Here is a 22,133-nt window from a genome sequence, read left to right on the forward strand (position 1 = left end):
TCCGGCTCCTGCTCCGTAGCATCGGCGGCGACGGAGGAGGACGTGACGTGCCCAGCAGCAAGTGGACCGCGTGGCCCACCCGGGAAGCGCTGTCCCGCCTCGGCATACCGCGCGTTCGAACGGCCCTCGACGTCACACTGCTCGCCGGGCTGTCGGCCTGGGCGGTGTACAGCGCGTACGACGCGGATGTCTTCCACGGCCGGGGCGCGGTGCTCCCACCGCTGGGCCTGCTCTGCTGCGTCCTGGCTGCCCTGAGCTTCCAACGGACGACCCTCGCCAACAGGCTGCTGCCGTCGCTCGGACTGATCGGCGGCATCGTGGCTGTCGGCATGGGGGCGTACGCCGCAGGGACCGCGGTTCCCGCGATGGTGCCGTTGATCTCGGCTTCCCTCATGGCTACGGAGCGCCTGCCGCTCATGGCCGGCCTCGGTTCGGTCGCGGTGATGTCTCCAGGTTTCGCGCTGACCGCTGATAGTGACCTGGGGGCTGTTTGCGCCATCGCCGCCGTGCTGCTGGGCGGCTGCTCGCTGCGCCTGGACGCCCAGGCCCGAGGCGCCGGTTTCCGCCTGCTCGCTCAGGAACGAGCAGCCCGCGAGGCCGAGGCCACCTCCGCCGCCCTCGCCGAACGGGCCCGTATCGCACGCGAGATCCACGACGTCCTCGCGCACAGCCTCTCCGCGCAACTCGTGCATCTGGAAGCGGCTCGGCTGCAGATCGAGCGAGAACCCGAAGGGCCCTTCCGCGCACAGATCCTGGAGCGGGTGGTGGCGGCACGCTCAATGGCGCGCGAGGGCCTCGAGGAGACCCGGCAGGCGCTCTCCGCGCTGCGCGGCGAGATGGTCCCTGTCGAGGACTACCTGCGGGAGCTGGCCGTCGCGGACGGCGCGGAGACCGGGGTGAGGGGTGAGCGGCGGCAGCTGACCGCCGAGGCTTCGCAGGCCGTACGGCGGGTGGCCCAGGAGGCCCTGACGAATGTGCGCAAGCACGCGCCGGGCGCCAGGGTGCGCATGCTGCTCACGTACGCGGAGGCCGAAGTGGCCCTGGAGGTACGGGACTCCGGCACGACGACGAAGACCGGCGAGGTCGGTGCCACCGGCGCCGGGTACGGTCTGCTGGGGATGCGTGAGCGGGCGGAGCTGCTCGGCGGCACCCTGGAGGCGGGACCGGAGGGGGAGGGCTTCGTGGTACGGCTGCGGGTGCCGGCATGACCGCGCACATTGCCAGAGTGGTCGTCGCCGACGATCAGGCGGTGGTGCGCGAGGGCATTGTGATGCTCCTGGGGCTGCTGCCCGGTATCGAGGTCATCGGTTCGGCGAAGGACGGCGAGGAGGCGGTCGCCCTTGTCGCCGAACTCGCCCCCGATGTCGTCCTGATGGATCTGCGTATGCCCCGATGCGACGGGGTGGAAGCGACCCGCCGCATCCGCAGCGAACACCCCGGCACCCAGGTGGTCGTGCTCACCACCTACGCCGACGACGACTCGCTCTTTCCCGCGCTGCGGGCCGGAGCGCGCGGGTATCTCACCAAGGACGCCGACGGCGACGAGATCGTACGGGCCATCCAGGAGGTCGTCGCAGGCCGGGCCGGGCTGTCACCGGTCGTACAGCGGCGGCTCCTTGAGCAGGTCACCTCCACGCCCGAACAGTCCGGGCCGAAGCTTCCGGACGGCCTGACCGCGCGCGAGGGCGAGGTGCTGACCCTGATCGCGGAGGGGCTCACCAACGTGGAGATCGCACGCCGGCTCCACATCTCCACGGCCACCGTGAAGACCCACATCAACAACCTCTTCGCGAAAACCGGCATCCATGACCGCGCCCAGGCGGTGCGGTACGCCTACCGCGAGGGACTCGCGCAGCCACCCGGGACAAGTATCACCTGATGGGGTGAAGTCGGGCGGGAGAAGAGTCCGGGATCTTCCCGCTCTGTCCATCCTTGGGCATGCGAGCCGAAACGGTTCGCTGACAAGGAGAGTTGATCGGTGGAGAAGCAGGAAGGGCGCGACGCGGCTGCGGTGCGGCTCGACGACCCGTGGTACGACGCGCTGGCCTCCGGCTGGGGTGAACTGGACGGCACGGGCGCCCTCGCACCCGTCGTGCCGGACCCGCCCACGGACCGGGAGAACGCCGGACCCGGCGCGGCCGACATCTACGTGGAAGTGCAGCGCAGCGCCGCCTTCCAGGAGGTGCGCAGCCGCTACCGGAGGTTCGTCGGCCCCGCCGTTCTCGTCTTCCTCGTCTGGTACTTGGCGTACGTCGTCGCGGCGACCACGGCTCCCGGACTGATGGCCAGGCCGGTGGCGGGAGCGGTGAATGTGGCGATGGTCGCGGGCCTCGGACAGTTCCTCACCACCTTCCTGCTGACCTGGGCGTACGCACGCCACGCCCGGCTGCGACGGGACCGCGCCGCCCTGGATCTGCGCTGGACCGTGTTCGATCAGACGAGGGCACAGGAGACGGCGCGGGGTGCCGGGCGTTGAGCGGCGACCACCAGACCCTGGCGCTGCTGCTTTTCAGCGCGTTCATCGCGGTCACTCTCGGCATCACCAGCTGGGTGAGCCACAACAGGCATGGCTCGGCGGAGGAGTTCTACGCCGGCGGGCGGCTCTTCTCCCCCATGGAGAACGGGTTCGCCATCGCAGGCGACTACATGTCCGCCGCCTCCTTCCTCGGAATCTCCGGCCTCATCGCTCTCTTCGGCTACGACGGAATGCTCTACTCCGTGGGCTTCCTGGTCGCCTGGCTGGTTGTCCTGTTCCTCGTCGCCGAACTCGTACGCAACTGCGGCCGGTTCACCCTCGCCGATGTCATCGCCTCGAGGATGAGGGAGCGACCCGTTCGTATCGCCTCGGGAACTTCTTCGGTCACCGTGTCCGTTCTCTATCTGGTGGCGCAAATGGTGGGAGCCGGGAGCCTGGTCGCGCTGCTGCTCGGTGGTACGAGCGAGGCCGCGCGCTCGTGGACCGTGATCGGCGTGGGCGCCCTGATGGTGATCTATGTGTCGTTGGGAGGGATGCGAGCCACCACCTGGATCCAGATCGTGAAGGCCGTGCTGCTGATGGCGGGCGCGATCGTGATGACGGTGCTCGTGCTGACGCGCTTCCACGGTGACTTCAACCAACTGCTCAACACCGCAGCCGAACGCAGCGGGCACGGCAAGGACTTCCTCTCGCCCGGCCTCAAGTACGGCGGGAACTGGACCGCGCGCCTCGACTTCATCAGCCTCGGCCTGGCGCTGGTTCTGGGCACGGCCGGCCTGCCGCACATCCTTGCCCGCTTCTACACCGTGCCGACCGCGCGGGCCGCCCGCCGCTCGGTCGTCTGGTCGATCGGTCTCATCGGCAGCTTCTATCTGATGACGATCGTGCTCGGTTTCGGTGCGGCCGCGGTGGTCGGCACCGACGAGGTGCGGAAGTCGAACGCCGCGGGGAACACCGCGGTTCCGCTGCTCGCGCTGAACCTCGGCGGAGGAGCGGGATCCACCGGTGGCACGGTTCTCTTCGCAGTGGTCGCGGCCGTGGCCTTCGCGACCATCCTCGCCGTCGTCGCCGGAATTACCCTCGCTTCTTCCGCCTCCGTCGCCCACGATCTGTACGCCTCGCTCCGCCGACGCCATGCCAGACAGCGCAGCGAGGTAGCGGTCGCCCGTCTCGCCGCGGCCGGCATCGGCGTGGCCGCCATCGCGCTCGGCCTGCTCGCCCGGGACCTGAACGTCGCGTTCCTGGTCGGCCTGGCCTTCGCGGTCGCCGCCTCCGCCAACCTGCCCGTACTGCTCTACTCGCTGTTCTGGCGGAACTTCACCACGCGCGGGGCGGTCTGGTCGGTGTACGGGGGGCTGATCCCAGCCATGCTCCTCGTGGTGCTTTCGCCGGTCGTCTCGGGCAGCCCGGAGGCGCTCTTCCCCGGCGTGGACTTCCACGTCTTCCCGCTGCAGAACCCCGGCCTGGTCTCCATCCCGCTTGGTTTCCTGGCGGGCTGGATCGGCACCGTCACCTCGGCGGAGCCGCCGGACGCGGCCAGGCACGCCGAGACGGAGGTGCGGGCGCTGACGGGTGCGGGGGCGGCCTGAGGGCCCCCGAGGCGCGGCAGGAGGCCCGGGCCTCCGGCGGCGGGTCTGTCCTCAATCGCCGGACGGCCTTGAAAATCCCCAGAGGTAGCGGTGCTCCGGACGGCCGGTCTCGCCGTACTTGAGACTGAGCCGCACCCTGCCCGTCCGCTCCAGCAGCTTCAGATAGCGCTGCGCGGTCTGCCGGCTCACGCCCGCCCGTTCCGCGATCTCCTGAGTGGAGAGCGGCCCCTCGGCGGCCAGCAGCACCTGGCGTATCAGCTCGGCGGTGGTCGGCGAGTGGCCTTTGGGCAGGTCGGGCGGGACGGAACCGGCCGACAGTGCCCCGAACATACGGTCCACCTCCGCCTGTTCCGCCTCGCCTCCGCCCTCCAGAGTGCGGCGCAGCGCGGAGTACGCCTCCAACTTGGTGCGCAGACCGGTGAAGTTGAACGGCTTCACCAGATACTGGAGCGCGCCATGGCGCATAGCCGCCTGGACGGTGGCGACATCACGCGCCGCCGTCACCATGATCACGTCGGTATGGTGGCCGAGCCGGCGCAGCTCCCGTACGACGGCAAGACCGTTCCCGTCCGGCAGATAGTGGTCGAGGAGGATCAGATCCACCGGCCTGTCGGCGATCCGGGCGAGCGCCTCGGCGGCCGAATGCGCCGTCGCGGAGACCCGGAAGCCCGGCACTTTGGCCACATAGGCCGCGTTGATCTCCGCGACCCGGACGTCGTCGTCCACCACCAGTACGTCGACCTGCTCCATGGCCGCCTGTTCGGCACGTTCCTCAGTCATCGTGCCTCCCCGGCGGTGGCCAGCCCCGGCTCGGTCAGCGCCTCCGGGAGCACGACGGTGAATTCGGCGCCCCCGCCCGCCGCGTCGCGTATTTGCGCGCTGCCGCCCTGCCGTTCCGCGAGCCTGCGCACCATCGCCAGCCCGAGACCGCGCTTGCCGTGGACCGGGGGTTCCTTGGTGGACCAGCCCTCAGTGAAGATCAACTCTCTCCGCTCGGACGGGACTCCGAGACCGCTGTCCGTGACCCGGAGCACGGCCGTACGGCCCTCTGTACGAAGTTCGATCTCGATCCTCGGATCGTCCGAGCCGCCGGCCGCGTCCAGAGCGTTGTCCACGAGATTGCCGACGACCGTCACCAGACCGCGCGGGTCCACCAGCCGGTCCGGCAACAGTGTGCCGGGCGCGATCCGCAGCGATACGCCCCGCTCCGCCGCCACGGTCGCCTTGCCCACCAGCAGCGCGGCGAGCAGCGGGTCGTGGATCTTCTCGGTGATCTGTTCCGCGGTGGCCCGGTGCACCCCGACCACCTCGGTGACGAACTCCACCGCGTCCTCGTGCATCTCCAGCTCGAGGAGCCCGAGCAGGGTGTGCATCCGGTTGGCGTGCTCATGGTCCTGCGCCCGCAGGGCGTCGATCAGGCCGCGGGTGGAGTCCAGCTCGCGGCCCAGCTGCTCCAGCTCGGTGCGGTCGCGCAGCGTGGCGACTGCGCCGCCGTCGTCGGTCGGCATCCGGTTGGCGATCAGCACCCGGCTGCCCCGAACGGTCAGCAGATCCTCGCCGGTGACCCGGCCCGCCAGCACATCGGTGGTGCGGCCGTCGCCGAGTACCTCGTCGAGCGGCAGCCCCATCGCTTCGTCGCCGAGGCCGAGCAGCCGCTGTGCCTCGTCGTTCATCAGCCGGATCCTGCCCGCGGCGTCGAGCGCCACGACCCCTTCCCGGATGCCGTGCAACATCGCCTCGCGCTCCGCCAGCAGCGCGGAGATATCGGAGAAGGCCAGGTCGTGGGTCTGCCGCTGGAGCCTGCGGGAGATCAGATAGGCGGCCAGGGCTCCGACTGCCAGGGCCCCACCGGCGTATGCGAGCAAGCCCGGGATCGCCGCCAGCAGCCGGGCGCGCACGCTGTCGTACTCGATGCCTACGGAGACCGCGCCGACGATCGTGCCGTTCTCCTCGCGCAGTGGCACCTTCCCGCGGGCGGATCGGCCCAGGGTTCCGCTGTCGATCTCCATCACCTTGTTGCCCGCGAGGGCGTCACTGGGGTCGGTGGAGACGACCCGGCCGATCTCCCCGGGGGCGGTGTGGGACCAGCGCACACCGCGCCTGTCCATGATCACGACGTACTCGGCGCCGGTCGCCTGTCGTATCCGCTCGGCCTTGGCCTGAACCGGACCATCGGCCGTCGGCCGCGAGCCGAGCAGTTCGTCGGCGACCTCCGGAGATGCGGTGGTCTCGGCGATGGCGAGCGCGCGGCGCATCGCCTGATCGTCGAGCTGAGCGCTGAGGGGCGCGAGAAAGAGGCCGGTGGCGAGCACGGTGACACCGGCGGCGATTGCCAGCTGCATCAGCAGGACCTGCGAGAAGACCCGCTGCGGCCAGCCGAACCGCCGGCGCCGGGCGGGGGTGGTCGGTACGGGGCTCATGCCTAGGAACGGTAGAGGGCGGGCGGCCCTTTCTGAAATTTCCGGTCTACGTACATCGATGCCGGCCGGCACCACGACGCGGCATGCCCGGCTCACGGGCACGGCCGGCACTGGCCGGCCGGCGGCGCGGTTCAGCGAAGTGGAGGCCCACCACTCCTGATGTCCGGGCGCCTCCCCGCGATCATGGCAACGGCCTGGGCGGGCGGGGACCGTTGTAGTGCCCGCTCGGCCGCATCCGCAGCGGGCGCTCCTCGTACTCCTCCAGTGCATGCGCGATCCAGCCGGCCGTCCGCGCCACCGCGAAGACCGTCTCGCCCGCCTCGGCCGGCATTCCGGAAGCCACCGACAGCACCGCGAGCGCCAGGTCGACATTGGCGTGCAGCTCCACATGGCGGGCAGTCGTGGCCTCCACCTCACGCGCCGCCTCGAGAGCCGGACGGGCGCCGGGAAGCTCCTCGAGCGCGCCGAACAGCGCCACCGCACGCGGGTCCCGCCCCGGGTAGAGCCGGTGGCCGAGCCCCGGCACCCGCCGCCCCGCCCGCAGATGGTCCGCCACGACGGCCGCCGCGCTGCCCCGCTCCAGCACCTCGGCGAGCATCCGGTGCGCGAGCCCGCTCGCGGCTCCGTGCAGCGGACCCTCCAGAGCGCCGAGTCCCGCGGACACCACGGCATACGGATGGGCGCGCGCCGAGGCCGCGACCCGTACGGCCAGCGTCGATGCGGCCAGATCGTGGTCGATCAGCAGGGAGAGCGCCATGTCCAGTACCCGAAGGGATGGTTCGTCCGGCTGTGCGGGAGTCAGCCGCGTCCAGAGCCGCTGGGCGAGCCGGGCCTCGCCGCGGTGCGGCCGGCCTGCCGCGGGTAGGGCGTCGACCAGGATGGGAATCAGGGTGCGGGCGCTGCCCAGCACCGCCTCCCGGTCGAGGTCGAAACGGAGCGGATCGGCGACGGCCGCGGCGATCGCGGCCACCCGCAGCCGGTCCGTCGAGCCGCTGTGCGCGGGCAGCGCATCGACCGCGCGGCGAGCGGCGGCCAGCGGCTCGGCGGGGGCGGTGAACCGGACGCCCGCGTGCATGGTGCCGGTCCACAGCCAGTCGGCGATCTCCTCGTAGCCGTAATGGCGGGCGAGTTCGGTCGCGTCCACACCGCGGAAGTAGTAGCGGTCCTTGTCGATGAGCGTGATGCCGGTGCGGATCCGCTGGGTGACATCTCTCCCCGCGGAGGGCTCTCGGCGGCCCTTGCGGACGAGCGCGTCGACCTCTTTCGCGTCGAAGGTGCTGCCGCGCCCGGCGGGATCGCGTCGGCTGGAGAGCTGTCCGCGGCTGACATACGCGTACACCGTCTCCGGCTTCACGCCCAGCCGCTCGGCTGCTTCCCGGGTGGTCAGCCGCTCTCCGTCCGCTTCCTGGTCCGTCATGAGGTCACCGTACACATATTGATCTAATCAATATTGACAGTGATTGAGTCAAGCATGGACAGTCGAATCAAGTTCAGGGAGGACACCATGCAGAGCACCGGGACCACCACACCCCTCGACATACCGCGCGGACTCGCGGGCGTCGTCGTCACCGACACCGCGCTCGGGGACGTCAGGGGGCGCGAGGGCTTCTATCACTACCGTCAGTACTCGGCCGTCGAGCTCGCGGAGAGCCGCGGCTTCGAGGACGTCTGGCACCTGATGTTCCACGGCGAACTGCCGGACGCCGCGCAGCGGACCGAATTCCTGGCGCGCACCGCGTTGCTGCGTCATCTGCCCGGCGACGTACGCGCTGCGCTGCCCGCCATCGCCCGCTCATGCGCCCTGTCAGGCCCGCTGGCCGGACTGCGTACCGCGCTCTCCCTGCTGGGGGCGTCCATGGGTATGCGTCCGGTGTACGACCTCGACGCCGGGCGCCGCAAGGCGGACGCGCTCGCTGTCTGCGCGGCGGTTCCAACACTTCTGACGGCGCTGCACCGGCTGGGTCAGGGGCTCGATCCGGTCGAGCCGCGCGACGACCTGCCGTACGCCGCCAACTACCTCTACATGCTGACCGGTTCGGAGCCGGAACCCGCCCGCGCCCGGGCGATCGAGCAGTACCTCGTCTCCACGATCGACCATGGCTTCAATGCGTCCACGTTCACTGCCCGGGTGATCACCTCCACCGGAGCCGACGTCGCGGCCTGCCTGGTCGGCGCGATCGGCGCACTCTCGGGCCCGCTGCACGGCGGCGCTCCCAGCCGCGCCCTCGACACGCTGGATGCGATCGGCACTGAGGACCGCATCGACTCCTGGATCAGGGAACGGGTCCTGGCGGGGGAGCGGATCATGGGCTTCGGGCATCCCGTGTACCGCACCGAGGACCCACGCTCGCGCATGCTGCGCCAGATCGCCGAGAGCTTCGGCGGACCGCTGGTGGAGTTCGCGGTCCAGGTGGAGGCACACGTCGAGGCGATCCTCGCGGAGCTGAAGCCGGGGCGTGAGCTGCACACCAATGTGGAGTTCTATGCGGGCGTCGTCATGGAGCAGTGCGGTCTGCCGCGCGAGATGTTCACCCCGACGTTCTGCGCTGCGAGGGTGGTCGGCTGGAGCGCCAACATTCTGGAGCAGGCGGAGGACTCCAAGATCATCCGCCCGGCGGCGCGGTATGTGGGACCGCCGCCGCCTCAGCCGCTGCCGGTGGTGTCCTGACACAGGTATGCCCGGCACCTCACCGGTGCCGGGCTGTGGCCGCCTGCGGCTGGGCGTCGGGGACACCGGCTTGTTCACGCCGCCGCGCTCGCGTGGGGCTGCACCGACTCGCCGCACCATTGTCGTGCGTCACGGCGCCGGACGCGTGGCCGTGATCGCGGCGTCCATGATCTCGGCCAGCCTGCGTTCGTGGCTGTCCTCCGGCAAGGTCAGCTTCCGTGCGCGGGAGAGGTCCCAGTAGCGCCGGAACGGCTCGCTGGACTGCAAGGACCGCGCGTGGTGCATGAGTTCCTCGTCGGTGTACCGGTTCCAGTCGTGTGCGAGCACGAAGTGCGCGTAGATGAGATTGGCGTAGAGGTTCTGCCGGGTCTCTTCGACGGAAACACCCGGGTAGTCGTTCCAGACAGCCGCAAGGTCCGGGTCGTCCATGGCCATCCGCATCAGTTGCATGTGCAGCGAGCGCAGGCCTGCCTCCGCGTTGCGGTGCAACGCCTCCCTGGACCTCGTCAGCTCGTCGCGCTGGTCCGCCAGCTCCCTGCGCTGCATCCGCAGTTCCTGGTACTGCAGGAGCAGAGCAACCACCAGGCTCAGGAACGCCAGCCCGGAGAAGATCGCGTTCGCGCCGCCGAAGTAATTGCCCACCTGGCTGCGCGCCGCGGCGTCGGCCAGTCCGCCCTCTCGGCTCTCCACAGCCTGGATGAGCCACGTGCTGACCGCTATGGCGGCCAGGGTGATGAGCGCTGTCCCGCCGAGCGCGGCGGTGGCCCATAAGGCAAGTCGTCCGGTCCTGCCTGAGTGTGCCGTCATCGTGTCCTCCCTGAGGTATGGACACGTACCCTTCCCATGTAGAGGGACCATGACGCGGTGTCGCCACCCGCTCATGAATGACGCGCGCCGGCAGGGGGCTAGGCTCGGCGCTCATGGCCGGCAAACCCGTACCCGTCGTCGTCCTCGCGGGCTTTCTGGGATCCGGCAAGACCACCCTCCTCAACCACCTGCTCCGGCGCAACGGCGGCACCCGCATCGGCGTTGTCGTCAATGACTTCGGCTCCATCGAAATCGACGCCATGACCGTCGCAGGACAGGTCGGCTCCACCGTGTCCCTCGGGAACGGCTGTCTGTGCTGCGCCGTCGACGCGAGCGAGTTGGACGACTATCTGGAGAAGCTCATCCGGCCCGCCACGCGCATCGACGTCATCGTCATCGAGGCCAGTGGGCTTGCCGAGCCGCAGGAGCTCGTACGGATGCTGCTGGCCGGCGACAATCCGCGCATCGTGTACGGGGGACTGGTCGAGATCGTCGACGCTGCCGAGTTCGACGCGACCAGGGCGCGGCACCCCGAGATCGACCGGCATCTCGCGATCGCCGATCTGATCGTTCTGAACAAGGCGGACCGGGTGGAGCCGGACGCTCTGGAACGGGTGCTCGGGACGCTCGGCGAGTTCGGCGCGGGCACGCCCACGATCACCGTGGAACATGGGCGGGTCGACCCGCAGATGCTCTTCGACCCCGCCGTGCGGCCGGAGCGGGAGGAGAAGGTACGCCAGCTGTCCTTCGAGGATCTGTACGCGGACGAGTACGACCACGATCACGGCCATGCGGACCATCTGCACACCGCGTACGAGAGCCTCGCCTTCATGGCGGATGCGCCCATGCACCCGCACCGGCTCATGGACTTCCTCGACTCCAGGCCCGAAGGGCTCTACCGGATCAAGGGATTCGTCGACTTCGGGGCCGCCGATCCGGGCAATCGGTACGCCGTCCACGCCGTCGGCCGGTTCCTGCGGTTCTACCCGTCACGCTGGGCGCCCGGGGAGGAGCGGCTGACGCAGCTCGTGCTGATCGGCTCGGGCATCGACGCCGGGGCGCTGCGCAAGCAGTTGGAGTCCTGCGCGCGGACCGGTCCGCAGGACGCCCCCGACGAGCGGAGCATGTGGGGCGTCCTGCGGTACGTACCGGCCGAATCGGATGGGGCAGGGGAGACAGCGGAGAAGGCCGAGCCCGCGCTCGACTAGCTCGACGGGCCCGCCAGCACCGCCACCTTCGACGTCACCGGCGTACCCGAGCCGTCACGCCGCGGATCCGGCTCCGGAAGCTCGGCCGGTGTGCCGTTCTTCTGCGCCGCATGGGCCGGTGCCGCGCCCGCCCATGCGAGTACCAGCACGTCCTCGCCCTTGAGGAAGCGCTGGCAACGCACGCCGCCCGTGGCCCGTCCCTTGCGCGGGTACTGGTCGAAGGGCGTGAGCTTCGCCGTCGTCACCGAGTCGTCCAGCGTGCCGTGCGAGCCCGCGATGGTGAAGACCACCGCGTCCCCGGCCGGATCGACCGCCGTGAACGAGATGACCTCGGCGCCCTCCGTCAGCTTGATCCCGGCCATGCCGCCGGCCGCCCGGCCCTGCGGCCGCACCTGCGAAGCCTGATAGCGCAGCAACTGGGCGTCGGAGGTGATGAAGACCAGGTCCTCCTCGCCCGTACGCAGCTCGGCACCGCCGACGATCCGGTCACCTTCCTTGAGGGTGATGACCTCCAACTCGTCCTTGTTCGCCGGGTAGTCGGGTACGACGCGCTTGACGACACCCTGCAGCGTGCCGAGTGCGAGGCCCGGCGAGGACTCGTCGAGCGTGGTGAGGCAGATGACCGTCTCGTCCGGCTCCAGCGACAGGAACTCCGCGACCGGCGCACCGCCCGACAGATTGGGCGCGGACACCGTGTCCGGAAGCTGCGGAAGGTCGATCACCGCGAGCCGCAGCAAGCGCCCGGACGAGGTCACAGCGCCCACGTCGCCGCGCTGTGTCGCAGGCACCGCCGAAACGATCACATCGTGCTTGGCGCGCTTTCCGCCCTCGTGCGCCAGGGGCTCGCCATTGGCGGTACGGGCCAGCAGGCCGGTCGAGGACAGCAGCACCCGGCACGGGTCGTCCGCGACCTCCAGCGAGGCCGCGGCGACCGGCGTACCCGCCGACTCCAGCAGCACCGTGCGCCGCTCGGTGCCGAACTTCTTCGCCACCGCGGCCAGTTCGGTCGAGACCAGCTTGCGCAGCTCGGTGTCCGAATCCAGGATCCCGGTCAGCTCGTCGATCTCGCCGTTGAGCCGGTCGCGCTCGCTCTCCAGCTCGATCTTGTCGAACTTGGTCAGTCGGCGGAGCGGAGTGTCCAGAATGTACTGAGTCTGGATTTCGCTCAGCGAGAAGCGCTCGATCAGCCGCTCTTTCGCCTGCGCGGAATTGTCACTCGACCGGATGAGCCGGATGACCTCGTCGATGTCGAGAAGTGCGACAAGCAGGCCCTCGACCAGGTGCAGCCGGTCGCGCCGTTTGGTCCGCCGGAACTCGCTGCGCCGCCGTACGACCTCGAAGCGGTGATCGAGATAGACCTCGAGCAGCTCCTTGAGCCCCAGGGTGAGCGGCTGCCCGTCCACCAGCGCCACATTGTTGATACCGAAGGACTCCTCCATCGGCGTCAGCTTGTAGAGCTGCTCCAGCACGGCCTCGGGGATGAAGCCGTTCTTGACCTCGATGACCAGTCGCAGACCGTGCTGCCGGTCGGTGAGGTCCTTGACGTCCGCGATGCCCTGGAGCTTCTTCGCCGAGACCAGGTCCTTGATCTTCGCGATCACCTTTTCCGGGCCGACGGTGAAGGGCAACTCGGTGATCACCAGCCCCTTGCGGCGCGCCGTGACGTCCTCCACGGAGGCCGTCGCGCGGATCTTGAAGGTGCCGCGGCCGGCCTCGTACGCGTCCTTGATGCCTCCGAGACCCACGATCCGGCCGCCGGTCGGCAGGTCGGGCCCGGGGATGAAACGCATCAGCGTGTCGAGGTCCGCGCCGGGGTGCTTGATCAGATGTCGGGCGGCGGCGATGACCTCGCCGAGATTGTGCGGCGGCATGTTCGTCGCCATGCCCACGGCGATCCCGGACGCGCCGTTGACCAGCAGATTCGGATAGGCGGCGGGGAGCGCGACCGGCTCCCGCTCCTGACCGTCGTAGTTCGACTGGAAGTCGACGGTGTCCTCGTCGATCGACTCCGTCATCAGGCTGGTGGCGTCCGCCATCCGGCACTCGGTGTACCGCATGGCGGCCGGCGGGTCGTCGTTGCCGAGGGAGCCGAAGTTTCCGTGGCCGTCGACCAGCGGCAGGCGCATCGAGAACGGCTGCGCCATCCGCACCAGGGCGTCGTAGATCGACGCGTCGCCGTGCGGGTGCAACTTACCCATGACCTCGCCGACGACGCGGGCGCACTTCACATAGCCGCGGTCGGGGCGCAGGCCCATCTCGTTCATCTGGTAGACGATGCGTCGGTGCACCGGCTTCATACCGTCGCGGGCGTCCGGCAGGGCCCGGGAGTAGATCACCGAGTACGCGTACTCGAGGAAGGAGCCCTGCATTTCGTCGACGACGTCGATGTCGAGGATCTTCTCCTCGAAGTCGTCCGGCGGCGGGGTCTTCGTGCTGCGGCGGGCCATCGCTGCTGCGGCTCCTTCTCGCTCTTGTGCGGGGCAGGACTCAGGTTCTGACGCGGACCATTGTGGACCGAGCCACTGACAAGGCTGACCTCGACCCGTCGTTGGGCCGTTCTCGGCCGGGAACTTCGCCAGGTGTCAGATGGCTTGCATACAGTGGCAGGACTTCTCCATATCGCGATCGAAGGGACGTACATGCCCATGGGTCACACGGCCACAGCGCAGGCCGGTTCCGGCGGCCTGACAGCGACCGAGCACCGCCTGGCGAACGGCCTGCGCGTGGTGCTCTCCGAGGACCACCTGACCCCGGTCGCCGCGGTCTGCCTCTGGTACGACGTCGGCTCGCGCCACGAGGTCAAGGGCCGTACCGGCCTTGCTCACCTTTTCGAGCATCTGATGTTCCAGGGCTCGGGCCAGGTGAAGGGCAACGGCCACTTCGAGCTGGTTCAGGGAGCCGGCGGCTCGCTGAACGGCACCACCAGCTTCGAGCGCACCAATTACTTCGAGACCATGCCCACCCACCAGCTGGAGCTCGCCCTCTGGCTGGAAGCCGACCGGATGGGCTCGCTGCTCGCGGCTCTCGACGACGAGTCGATGGAGAACCAGCGCGATGTCGTCAAGAACGAGCGCCGCCAGCGGTACGACAACGTCCCGTACGGTACGGCCTTCGAGCGGCTGACCGCGCTCGCCTACCCGGAGGGCCATCCGTACCACCACACACCGATCGGCTCGATGACCGATCTGGACGCGGCGACCCTCGAGGACGCGCGCACCTTCTTCCGTACGTACTACGCGCCGAACAACGCCGTGCTTTCGGTCGTCGGTGACATCGACCCGAAGCAGACGCTCGCCTGGATCGAGAATTACTTCGGCTCCATCCCGGCCCACGACGGCAAGCAGCCCCCGCGCGACGGCTCCCTTCCGGAGACCATCGGCGAGCAGCTGCGCGAGGAGATCGTCGAGGAGGTCCCGGCCCGGGCGCTGATGGCCGCCTACCGCCTGCCGCACGACGGCACGCGCGAGTGCGATGCCGCTGACCTGGCGCTCACCGTCCTCGGCGGCGGTGAGTCCTCGAGGCTGCACAACCGCCTGGTGCGCCGTGACCAGACGGCCGTCGCGGCCGGCTTCGGTCTGCTGCGGCTGGCCGGTGCCCCCTCGCTGGGCTGGCTGGACGTCAAGACGTCCGGCGGTGTCGAGGTGCCGCAGATCGAGGCCGCGGTCGACGAGGAGCTGGCACGGTTCGCCGCGGAAGGCCCCACGCCCGAGGAGATGGAGCGGGCGCAGGCCCAGTTGGAGCGCGAGTGGCTGGACCGGCTCGGCACGGTCGCAGGCCGCGCCGATGAACTGTGCCGGTACGCCGTGCTCTTCGGCGACCCGCAGCTGGCGCTGAGCGCCGTACAGCGGGTGCTGGACGTCACCGCCGAAGAGGTGCAGGCGGTCGCCAAGGCCCGGTTGCGCCCGGACAACAGGGCGGTGCTGGTCTACGAGCCCCTCTCCGCGGACAACGGCGACAGCGACAGCGACGAGAACGACGAGCACGAAGGGGCGGACCAGTGAGCGACGCTGCCGTGACCATGGAGTTCCACCCGCAGCCGACGGCCGGCCCCGCCCGCCCCTGGGCGTTCCCGGCCCCCGAGCGCGGCACGCTGGACAACGGCCTCACCGTGCTGCGCTGCCATCGCCCCGGCCAGCAGGTGGTGGCCGTCGAGATCTGCCTCGACGCCCCGCTGGAGGCCGAGCCCGAGGGCATCGACGGCGTCGCCACGATCATGGCGCGCGCCCTGTCGGAAGGCACCGACAAGCACACCGCCGAGGAGTTCGCCGCCGAGCTGGAGCGCTGCGGCGCCACTCTCGACGCGCACGCCGACCACCCGGGTGTCCGCGTCTCCCTGGAGGTGCCGGTCTCCCGGCTGCCGAAGGCGCTCGGCCTGCTCGCCGAGGCGCTGCGCGCGCCCGCCTTCGCCGACAACGAGGTGGAGCGGCTGGTACGCAACCGGCTGGACGAGATCCCGCACGAGACGGCCAACCCGGCCCGCCGTGCGGCCAAGGAGCTCTCCAAGCAGCTCTTCCCGGCCTCCCTGCGTATGTCGCGCCCCCGCCAGGGCACGGAGGAGTCCGTGGCCCGGATCGACTCCGCGGCCGTGCGCGCCTTCTACGAGGCGTATGTCCGGCCGGCCACGGCCACCACGGTAATCGTCGGCGACCTCACCGGAGTCGACCTTGACGCCGTGCTCGCCGAGACTCTCGGTACCTGGACCGGCAACAGCGCCGAGGCCCGTCCCGTACCGCCGATCACCGCCGACGACACCGGCCGTGTGGTCATCGTGGACCGCCCCGGCGCCGTCCAGACGCAGCTGCTGATCGGCCGTATCGGCCCGGACCGCCACGACCGCGTCTGGCCGGCCCAGGTGCTCGGGGCGTATTGCCTGGGCGGCACCCTCACCTCGCGTCTCGACCGCGTGCTGCGCGAGGAGAAGGGCTACACCTACGGCGTACGGGCCTTCGGCCAGGTGCTGCGCTCCGCTCCCGACGGGTCGGGCGCGGCGATGCTCGCCATCAGCGGTTCCGTGGACACCCCGAACACCGGACCGGCGCTGGACGACCTCTGGAAGGTGCTGCGTACGCTCGCGGCCGAGGGCCTGACCGACGCCGAGCGCGATGTTGCCGTGCAGAACCTGGTGGGTGTCGCCCCGCTGAAGTTCGAGACGGCCGCCTCCGTCGCGGGCACGCTCGCCGACCAAGTCGAGCAGTTCCTCCCGGACGACTACCAGGCGCAGTTGTACGTGCGCCTGGCCGATACCGGCACCGTTGAGGCGACGGCCGCGGCCGTCAGCGCCTTCCCGGTGGACCGACTTGTCACGGTGCTCGTCGGCGATGCCTCGCAGATCGAGGAGCCGGTCAGGGCGCTCGGCATCGGCGAAGTGACGGTTGTCACAGGCTGATTGGGTCAATCCGGCAAACAATTCAAAACAGGCAAACGGAACCCCGGCCTCCCTGGTGATGCCGGGGTTCTGTCTTATGCCCGTTTTATTGCAGAGCCTGCCTGTCTGGCCTGTGGCATGCGCTACAAAAAGAGCTGTCTGTTTGGTGATTGAAAGACGGCCCGCCTAGCGTCGGTCCGGCTGTCCGCCAGTAGCCCGCCGCATCCGCGGCATCGGACAGTCATCGCCGAGTCCCCGTCAGGCGCGAGCCTGGGGAGCCGGGGACCCACTCAGTCCCTGGGGTGAATCGGGCGCCTTCGCACCTGCGGAGGGGCCTGTAGGAGACCTTCCTGCTCCGAACCCGTCAGCTAACCCGGTAGGCGAGAAGGAAGGAAAGGATCAGCCACTTCATGGCGTTCACCCGTGCCACCGGGAAGCACCGTGCCCCGAGCCGAATGACGCGCAAGAAGGCGAACATCGCCGCCGTCGCCGCTCTCGCCACCACCGGCGTCATCGGAACCCTCGCTTCCCCGGCACTCGCCGCCGACACCGGCGCGGCCACCGTCGAGGACACCGGCCTGACCCAGATCGTGGCCGCCGACTCCCTCGCCGAGCAGATCGCCGACCAGGCCGCCGCTCAGAAGGAGGAGGCCGCCGAGGCCGTCGCCAAGGCGAAGGCCGAGGCCGAGGCGAAGCGGAAGGCCGAGGCCCGCGCCAAGGAGGCCCGTGAGGCCAAGGAGCGCGCCGCGCGCGCCGCCGAGCGCAAGCGCCTCAACTCCTTCGTGGCCCCGATCTCGCACTCGTACGTCTCCACGGGCTACAAGTCCGGCGGCGCCATCTGGTCCTCCGGCAGCCACACCGGCATCGACTTCCACGCCGCGTCCGGCACGACCGTGCACGCGGTCGGCTCCGGCACTGTCGTCGAGGCCGGCTGGGGCGGCGCGTACGGGAACAACATCGTGATCAAGATGAAGGACGGCTCGTACACGCAGTACGGCCACCTCTCGTCCATCGGCGTCTCGGTCGGCCAGTCGGTGACCCCGGGCCAGCAGATCGGCCTCTCCGGCGCGACCGGCAACACCACTGGACCGCACCTCCACTTCGAGGCCCGCACCAGCCCCGAGTACGGCTCCGACATCAACCCGGTCGCGTACCTGCGCGCGCACGGCGTCAGCGTCTGATCAGACGGCGGGCCGCTGTCCGGCCCCGCGTGCTTCCCGAAGGCCCCGGCTCACCGCCGGGGCCTTCGGCGTTTGCCCGCTCCGCCGGCGTTCTGGCCAAAAGATATCCATGGATTCCGGTCTCCCATCGGAAAATCCCGAGCATTGCAATAGAGTCACTGAACAGACGTCAGTCGGCTGCGTTTCGCGCGGATTAAAGCGGAGGTTCGGTCATGCGCATTCCCGCGCACTCGGTATGCACGGCGATCCGCGACGACATCGTCTCCGGTGTATTCGAGCGCGGCAGCCGGCTCACCGAGGAGCAGCTGGCGCGCCGCTACGGCGTCTCCCGGGTCCCGGTGCGCGAAGCTCTGCGCACCCTGGAGTCCGAGGGTTTCGTCACCACCCGCCGCCACGCCGGCGCCTGTGTCGCCGAGCCCACCGAGCAGGAGGCCGCCGACCTCCTGGAGATCCGGATGCTGCTGGAGCCCATGGGTGCGGCGCGCGCCGCCCAGCGGCGCACCGAGGCGCATCTGAAGGTGCTGCGTGGCCTGGTCAGGCTGGGTCAGGAGCGGGCCCGCCGTGGTCAGGGCGAGGACCTGCGTTCACTGGGCGGCTGGTTCCACGAGACGCTCGCCCAGGCCTCCGGCAGTCCGGGCCTGATCGCTCTGCTCACCCAGCTGCGGCACAAGATCGCCTGGATGTACACCGTCGAGCAGCCGGCCACGCCCGTCGAGTCCTGGATCGAGCACGGCGCGATCGTGGACGCGGTGGCGCGCGGCGACGCGGAACGGGCGCGAGGGCTGACGGCCGTGCACACCGAACGGGCCGCCGCCGCGCACCGGCTGCGCCGTCCCGAGCGGGTGAGGACTTCGCAACATGCCGTAAACATCGCGAGCGCCCGCCATTAACAGGCGCACCGTATACAAAGGATAGATATTCGCAGGGCCTCTTTTCTGCTGCCCATATTCAAGCGTCGGGCCGGGGAAATCAACGGCCGGAAAAACTGCGTCCGGAAAAGACGAAGCCGCGATGTCCGGGAATCTGGGACACCGCGGCTTTGCCGTGGGTAATGGGCCTGTTCGGCTCAGACGGTTTCGGGAAGCTCTTCGAGACCCTCGGCGACGAGCCGGGCGAGACGGTCCAGAGCGGCGTCGGAGTCCTCGGCCTCGGAAGCGAGCACGATCTCCTCGCCACCCTGGGCGCCCAGGCCGAGCACCGCGAGCATCGAGCCGGCGTTGACCGGGGTGCCGTCCGCCTTGGCGATCGTCACGGGGACGCCGGCGGCCGTGGCGGCACGGACGAAGATGGAAGCGGGGCGGGCGTGAAGGCCCTCGGCCCAGCCGACATTGACGCGGCGCTCAGCCATGGTGTTGCCCTTCAAGTCTTAGCGGTTGTCTAGACCAGTCTCTCATGTGTTGCTGCGTTGCCCGCACCGGCCCCGGACCCGGGATCGGCCGCTGGTCGGCTTCCCCAGACTGCCCCGCGGCAACCTCCTCCGCGACCCGTGAGTGAGCCGTACGCTTTCCCCATGCAGACCTCGTCGGATCACGCCTACCCCGACCACTGGGAAGCGGACGTGGTGCTGCGCGACGGCGGCATCGCGCGCATCAGGCCCATCACCACCGAGGACGCCGACCGTCTGGTCAGCTTCTACGAGCAGGTCTCCGACGAGTCGAAGTACTACCGCTTCTTCGCGCCCTACCCCCGGCTCTCCGCCAAGGACGTACATCACTTCACCCATCACGACTACGTGGACCGGGTGGGCCTCGCGGTCACGGTGGGCGGCGAGTTCATCGCCACCGTCCGCTACGACCGGATCAATGGAGAGGGCCGGCCCGCGAGCGCCCCCGCCGACGAGGCCGAGGTCGCCTTTCTCGTCCAGGACGCCCACCAGGGGCGCGGCGTGGCATCCGCCCTGCTCGAGCACATCGCCGAGGTCGCCCGCGAACGCGGTATCAGGCGCTTCGCCGCCGAGGTGCTGCCCGCCAACAACAAGATGATCAAGGTGTTCCGGGACGCCGGCTATACCCAGAAGCGCAGCTTCGAGGACGGCTCCGTCCATCTCACCCTCGACCTCGAACCGACCGAGGAGTCCCTGGCCGTCCAGCGCGGCCGCGAGCAGCGCGCGGAGGCCCGCTCTGTGCAGCGCCTCCTCGCGCCCGGTTCGGTCGCAGTCATCGGCACCGGCCGCACGCCCGGCGGCGTGGGCCGCACCGTCCTGCGCAACCTCCTCGACGCCGGATACACGGGACGTACCTACGCCGTGAACCGCGCCTTTCCCGAGGACCAGACCGAGGTGGACGGGGTCCCGGCCCACCGCTCCGTCGGCGAGACAGGGGAGACCGTCGACCTGGCGGTCGTGGCCGTCCCGGCGGAGCGGGTGCCCGAAGTGGTCGCCGACTGCGGCGAGCACGGCGTCCAGGGCCTGGTCGTACTCACCGCCGGATACGCCGAGAGCGGGGCCGCCGGACGGGAGCGACAGCGCGAACTGGTGCGGCAGGCCCGCTCGTACGGGATGCGCATCATCGGCCCGAACTCCTTCGGCATCATCAGCACCAGCGACAGCGTCCGCCTCAATGCCTCGCTGGCCCCCCAGTCCCCGGCGGCCGGCCGCATCGGCCTGTTCACCCAGTCCGGCGCCATCGGTATCGCACTGCTCGCCGGCCTGCACCGGCGCGGGGCCGGGCTCTCCTCCTTCATCTCGTCGGGCAACCGCGCGGATGTTTCCGGCAACGACTTTCTGCAGTACTGGTACGAGGACCCGGACACCGATGTGGTCCTGCTGTACCTCGAATCGATCGGCAACCCGCGCAAGTTCACCCGCCTGGCCCGGCGTACGGCGGCGGTGAAACCGGTGGTCGTGGTGAAGGGCGCCCGGCACAGCGGCAGCGCGCCGCCCGGACACGCGGTGCCGGTCACCGGGATCCCCGACACCACGGTCGGGGCGCTGCTCCGCCAGGCCGGTGTGATCCGCGTCGACACCGTCACCGAACTCGTGGACGCGGGCCTGCTGCTGGCCGGCCAGCCGCTGCCCGCCGGACCGCGCGTGGCGATCCTCGGCAACTCCGAGTCGCTCGGCCTGCTCACGTACGACGCCTGTCTCGCCGACGGCCTCCGTCCCCTGCGGCCGCGCGACCTCACGACGGCCGCCACACCCGCGGACTTCCGTGCCGCCCTCGCCGAGGCCCTGGTGGACGACGCCTGCGATGCGGTGGTGGTGACGGCGATCCCGTGGGTCGGCGAGAACGGCGTCACGGAGTCGGGTGACGGCGAGGTCCTGGCAGCAGCGCTGCGCGACGCGGTCACGACGGCCCCGGCCAAACCGGTCGCGGTGGTGCATGTGGAAATGGGCGGTCTGGCGGAGGCGCTGGCGGCGGCGGCGAGCACGCGTACGGTCCCGGCCCCCGAGACCGACGGCGGGGGACCGGGCCCCGGCCGCGAAGCGCCGCGGACCGTCCGCACCCGTCCGCCCGCCCCGAGCTCGTCCGCCGTCTCCGCGGCTGTCCGTTACGCGGCCCCGGCCCCCGCGACCGCCCCGCACGCCTCCCGTATCCCCGCCTACCCCGCCGCCGAGAGGGCCGTCCGAGCCCTTTCCGAGGCGGTCAAGTACGCCCAGTGGCGCCGGCAGGCCGCCGAGCCCGGCAAGGTGCCGCAGTACGAGGACATCGACGAGGCGGGTGCCGCCAGGCAGATCGAGGGGCTGCTCGGCGGGGTCACAGACCCTCGCGGCAGCACCCTCGGACCCGGTGCCACCCAGGAGCTCCTCGGCCAGTACGGCATCTCCGTACGTTCTGCCCTCCCCGCGCCCGGCCCGGACGATGCCGTGGCCGCCGCCACCCGCCTCGGCTACCCCGTCGCCCTCAAGACCACCGCCCCGCACCTGCGCCACCGCGCCGACCTCGGCGGCGTACGGCTGGATCTGGCCAACGAGGCGCAACTGCGGCAGGCCTACCGCGAATTGACCGACGTTCTCGGCAAGCCCGAGGAGCTGCAGCCCGTCGTCCAGGCGATGGCCCCGCGCGGCGTCGACACCGTCGTACGCGCCGCCATCGACCCCGCCGCCGGCGCTGTGCTCTCCTTCGGGCTGGCCGGAGCCGCCTCCGAGCTGCTCGGTGACACGGCCCACCGACTCGTGCCCGTCACCGACCGGGACGCCGCCGAGTTGATCAGGACCATCCGGACGGCCCCACTCCTCTTCGGCTGGCGCGGCTCGGCACCCGTCGACACCCCGGCCCTCGAAGAGCTGCTGCTCCGGGTGTCACGTTTGGTCGACGATCACCCGGAAGTAGTCGGAATCAGCCTCGAACCGGTCGTCGTCGCTCAGCGTGGCCTCTCCGTGCTCGGCGCGTCCGTACGGCTCGCCCCGCCGCCCACCCGCACCGACCTGGGCCCCCGCCGACTCCCCAGCTACTGAGCGCTCGCCGCCCCCCGTGAGCC

The 22,133-nt window shown here is 70.2% G+C and carries 17 protein-coding genes and 1 riboswitch; of the genes, 11 read left to right on the forward strand and 6 right to left on the reverse strand.

The genetic code is table 11. The features are described 5' to 3' along the window. The first annotated feature begins 47 nt into the window (after nt 1-47). The 4 genes from OG966_RS30030 to OG966_RS30045 all read left to right on the forward strand — a co-directional run bounded on the left by OG966_RS30030 (nt 48) and on the right by OG966_RS30045 (nt 4,065). On the forward strand, nt 48-1,208 hold the full coding sequence (locus OG966_RS30030; RefSeq protein WP_326653071.1) for a sensor histidine kinase: 1,161 nt from the start codon (nt 48-50) through the stop codon (nt 1,206-1,208). Next, nucleotides 1,205-1,879: a response regulator transcription factor gene (locus OG966_RS30035; protein ID WP_326653072.1), complete on the forward strand. Its 675-nt coding sequence runs from the start codon at nt 1,205-1,207 to the stop codon at nt 1,877-1,879. Before OG966_RS30030 ends, OG966_RS30035 begins: the two co-directional genes overlap by 4 nt. A 99-nt stretch (nt 1,880-1,978) precedes the next feature. Continuing rightward, nucleotides 1,979-2,476, forward strand: coding sequence for a DUF485 domain-containing protein (locus OG966_RS30040; RefSeq protein ID WP_326653073.1), 498 nt, complete (start codon nt 1,979-1,981; stop codon nt 2,474-2,476). Then, nucleotides 2,473-4,065: a solute symporter family protein gene (locus OG966_RS30045; RefSeq protein ID WP_326653074.1), complete on the forward strand. Its 1,593-nt coding sequence runs from the start codon at nt 2,473-2,475 to the stop codon at nt 4,063-4,065. The genes OG966_RS30040 and OG966_RS30045 overlap by 4 nt, the downstream gene beginning before the upstream one ends. A 51-nt stretch (nt 4,066-4,116) precedes the next feature. Here the strand turns inward: OG966_RS30045 and OG966_RS30050 are convergent, their stop codons facing one another. From OG966_RS30050 to OG966_RS30060, 3 genes are all read right to left on the reverse strand, one after another. Continuing rightward, nucleotides 4,117-4,845, reverse strand: coding sequence for a DUF7342 family protein (locus OG966_RS30050; RefSeq protein ID WP_326653075.1), 729 nt, complete (start codon nt 4,843-4,845; stop codon nt 4,117-4,119). Continuing rightward, nucleotides 4,842-6,485 (reverse strand): sensor histidine kinase, encoded by a 1,644-nt coding sequence (locus OG966_RS30055; protein ID WP_326653076.1) that lies wholly within the window; start codon nt 6,483-6,485, stop codon nt 4,842-4,844. The genes OG966_RS30050 and OG966_RS30055 overlap by 4 nt, the downstream gene beginning before the upstream one ends. A gap of 181 nt (nt 6,486-6,666) precedes the next feature. After that, a complete protein-coding gene (locus tag OG966_RS30060) occupies nt 6,667-7,902 on the reverse strand; it encodes a citrate synthase (protein WP_326653077.1) in 1,236 nt (411 codons plus the stop codon). A gap of 87 nt (nt 7,903-7,989) precedes the next feature. Between OG966_RS30060 and OG966_RS30065 the strand changes: the two genes are divergently transcribed. Then, nucleotides 7,990-9,153 carry a citrate synthase/methylcitrate synthase gene (locus tag OG966_RS30065; protein ID WP_326653078.1) on the forward strand — a complete coding sequence of 388 codons (1,164 nt, stop codon included), beginning with the start codon at nt 7,990-7,992 and terminating at the stop codon, nt 9,151-9,153. 129 nt (nt 9,154-9,282) lie between these two features. Here OG966_RS30065 and OG966_RS30070 read toward each other — a convergent pair whose 3' ends face one another. Beyond that, nucleotides 9,283-9,960 (reverse strand): DUF6082 family protein, encoded by a 678-nt coding sequence (locus tag OG966_RS30070; RefSeq protein ID WP_326653080.1) that lies wholly within the window; start codon nt 9,958-9,960, stop codon nt 9,283-9,285. A gap of 113 nt (nt 9,961-10,073) precedes the next feature. Here OG966_RS30070 and OG966_RS30075 point away from each other — a divergent pair, with 113 nt between their 5' ends. Further along, a complete protein-coding gene (locus OG966_RS30075) occupies nt 10,074-11,168 on the forward strand; it encodes a CobW family GTP-binding protein (protein ID WP_326653081.1) in 1,095 nt (364 codons plus the stop codon). On the opposite strand, the gene OG966_RS30080 is transcribed toward OG966_RS30075, so the two are convergent. Beyond that, complete coding sequence (locus OG966_RS30080; protein ID WP_326653082.1) at nt 11,165-13,615, reverse strand: DNA gyrase/topoisomerase IV subunit A; 2,451 nt, start codon at nt 13,613-13,615, stop codon at nt 11,165-11,167. The genes OG966_RS30075 and OG966_RS30080 overlap by 4 nt on opposite strands. 192 nt (nt 13,616-13,807) lie before the next feature. Between OG966_RS30080 and OG966_RS30085 the strand changes: the two genes are divergently transcribed. The 4 genes from OG966_RS30085 (at nt 13,808) to OG966_RS30100 (ending at nt 18,604) form a co-directional block, all read left to right on the forward strand. After that, the gene (locus tag OG966_RS30085; protein WP_326655430.1) at nt 13,808-15,169 is read left to right on the forward strand and encodes a M16 family metallopeptidase; all 1,362 of its coding nucleotides are present in this window, start codon (nt 13,808-13,810) and stop codon (nt 15,167-15,169) included. 17 nt (nt 15,170-15,186) lie between these two features. Then, nucleotides 15,187-16,554: a M16 family metallopeptidase gene (locus OG966_RS30090; RefSeq protein ID WP_406733729.1), complete on the forward strand. Its 1,368-nt coding sequence runs from the start codon at nt 15,187-15,189 to the stop codon at nt 16,552-16,554. Nucleotides 16,555-16,768: 214 nt separating this feature from the next. Continuing rightward, a riboswitch (cyclic di-AMP (ydaO/yuaA leader) is annotated at nt 16,769-16,930 on the forward strand. A 13-nt stretch (nt 16,931-16,943) separates the two neighbouring features. After that, nucleotides 16,944-17,714, forward strand: coding sequence for a M23 family metallopeptidase (locus tag OG966_RS30095; protein ID WP_326653085.1), 771 nt, complete (start codon nt 16,944-16,946; stop codon nt 17,712-17,714). 212 nt (nt 17,715-17,926) lie between these two features. Next, the gene (locus OG966_RS30100) at nt 17,927-18,604 is read left to right on the forward strand and encodes a GntR family transcriptional regulator (protein WP_326653086.1); all 678 of its coding nucleotides are present in this window, start codon (nt 17,927-17,929) and stop codon (nt 18,602-18,604) included. A 176-nt stretch (nt 18,605-18,780) separates the two neighbouring features. Here OG966_RS30100 and OG966_RS30105 read toward each other — a convergent pair whose 3' ends face one another. Continuing rightward, nucleotides 18,781-19,062 (reverse strand): HPr family phosphocarrier protein, encoded by a 282-nt coding sequence (locus tag OG966_RS30105; RefSeq protein WP_326653087.1) that lies wholly within the window; start codon nt 19,060-19,062, stop codon nt 18,781-18,783. 162 nt (nt 19,063-19,224) lie between these two features. On the opposite strand from OG966_RS30105, the gene OG966_RS30110 reads away from it, so the two are divergent. Then, nucleotides 19,225-22,110 carry a bifunctional acetate--CoA ligase family protein/GNAT family N-acetyltransferase gene (locus OG966_RS30110; protein ID WP_326653088.1) on the forward strand — a complete coding sequence of 962 codons (2,886 nt, stop codon included), beginning with the start codon at nt 19,225-19,227 and terminating at the stop codon, nt 22,108-22,110. Nucleotides 22,111-22,133: the final 23 nt, after the last annotated feature.

Source organism: Streptomyces sp. NBC_01750, from assembly GCF_035918095.1.
In the GTDB taxonomy this organism is placed as follows: Bacteria; Actinomycetota; Actinomycetes; order Streptomycetales; family Streptomycetaceae; genus Streptomyces.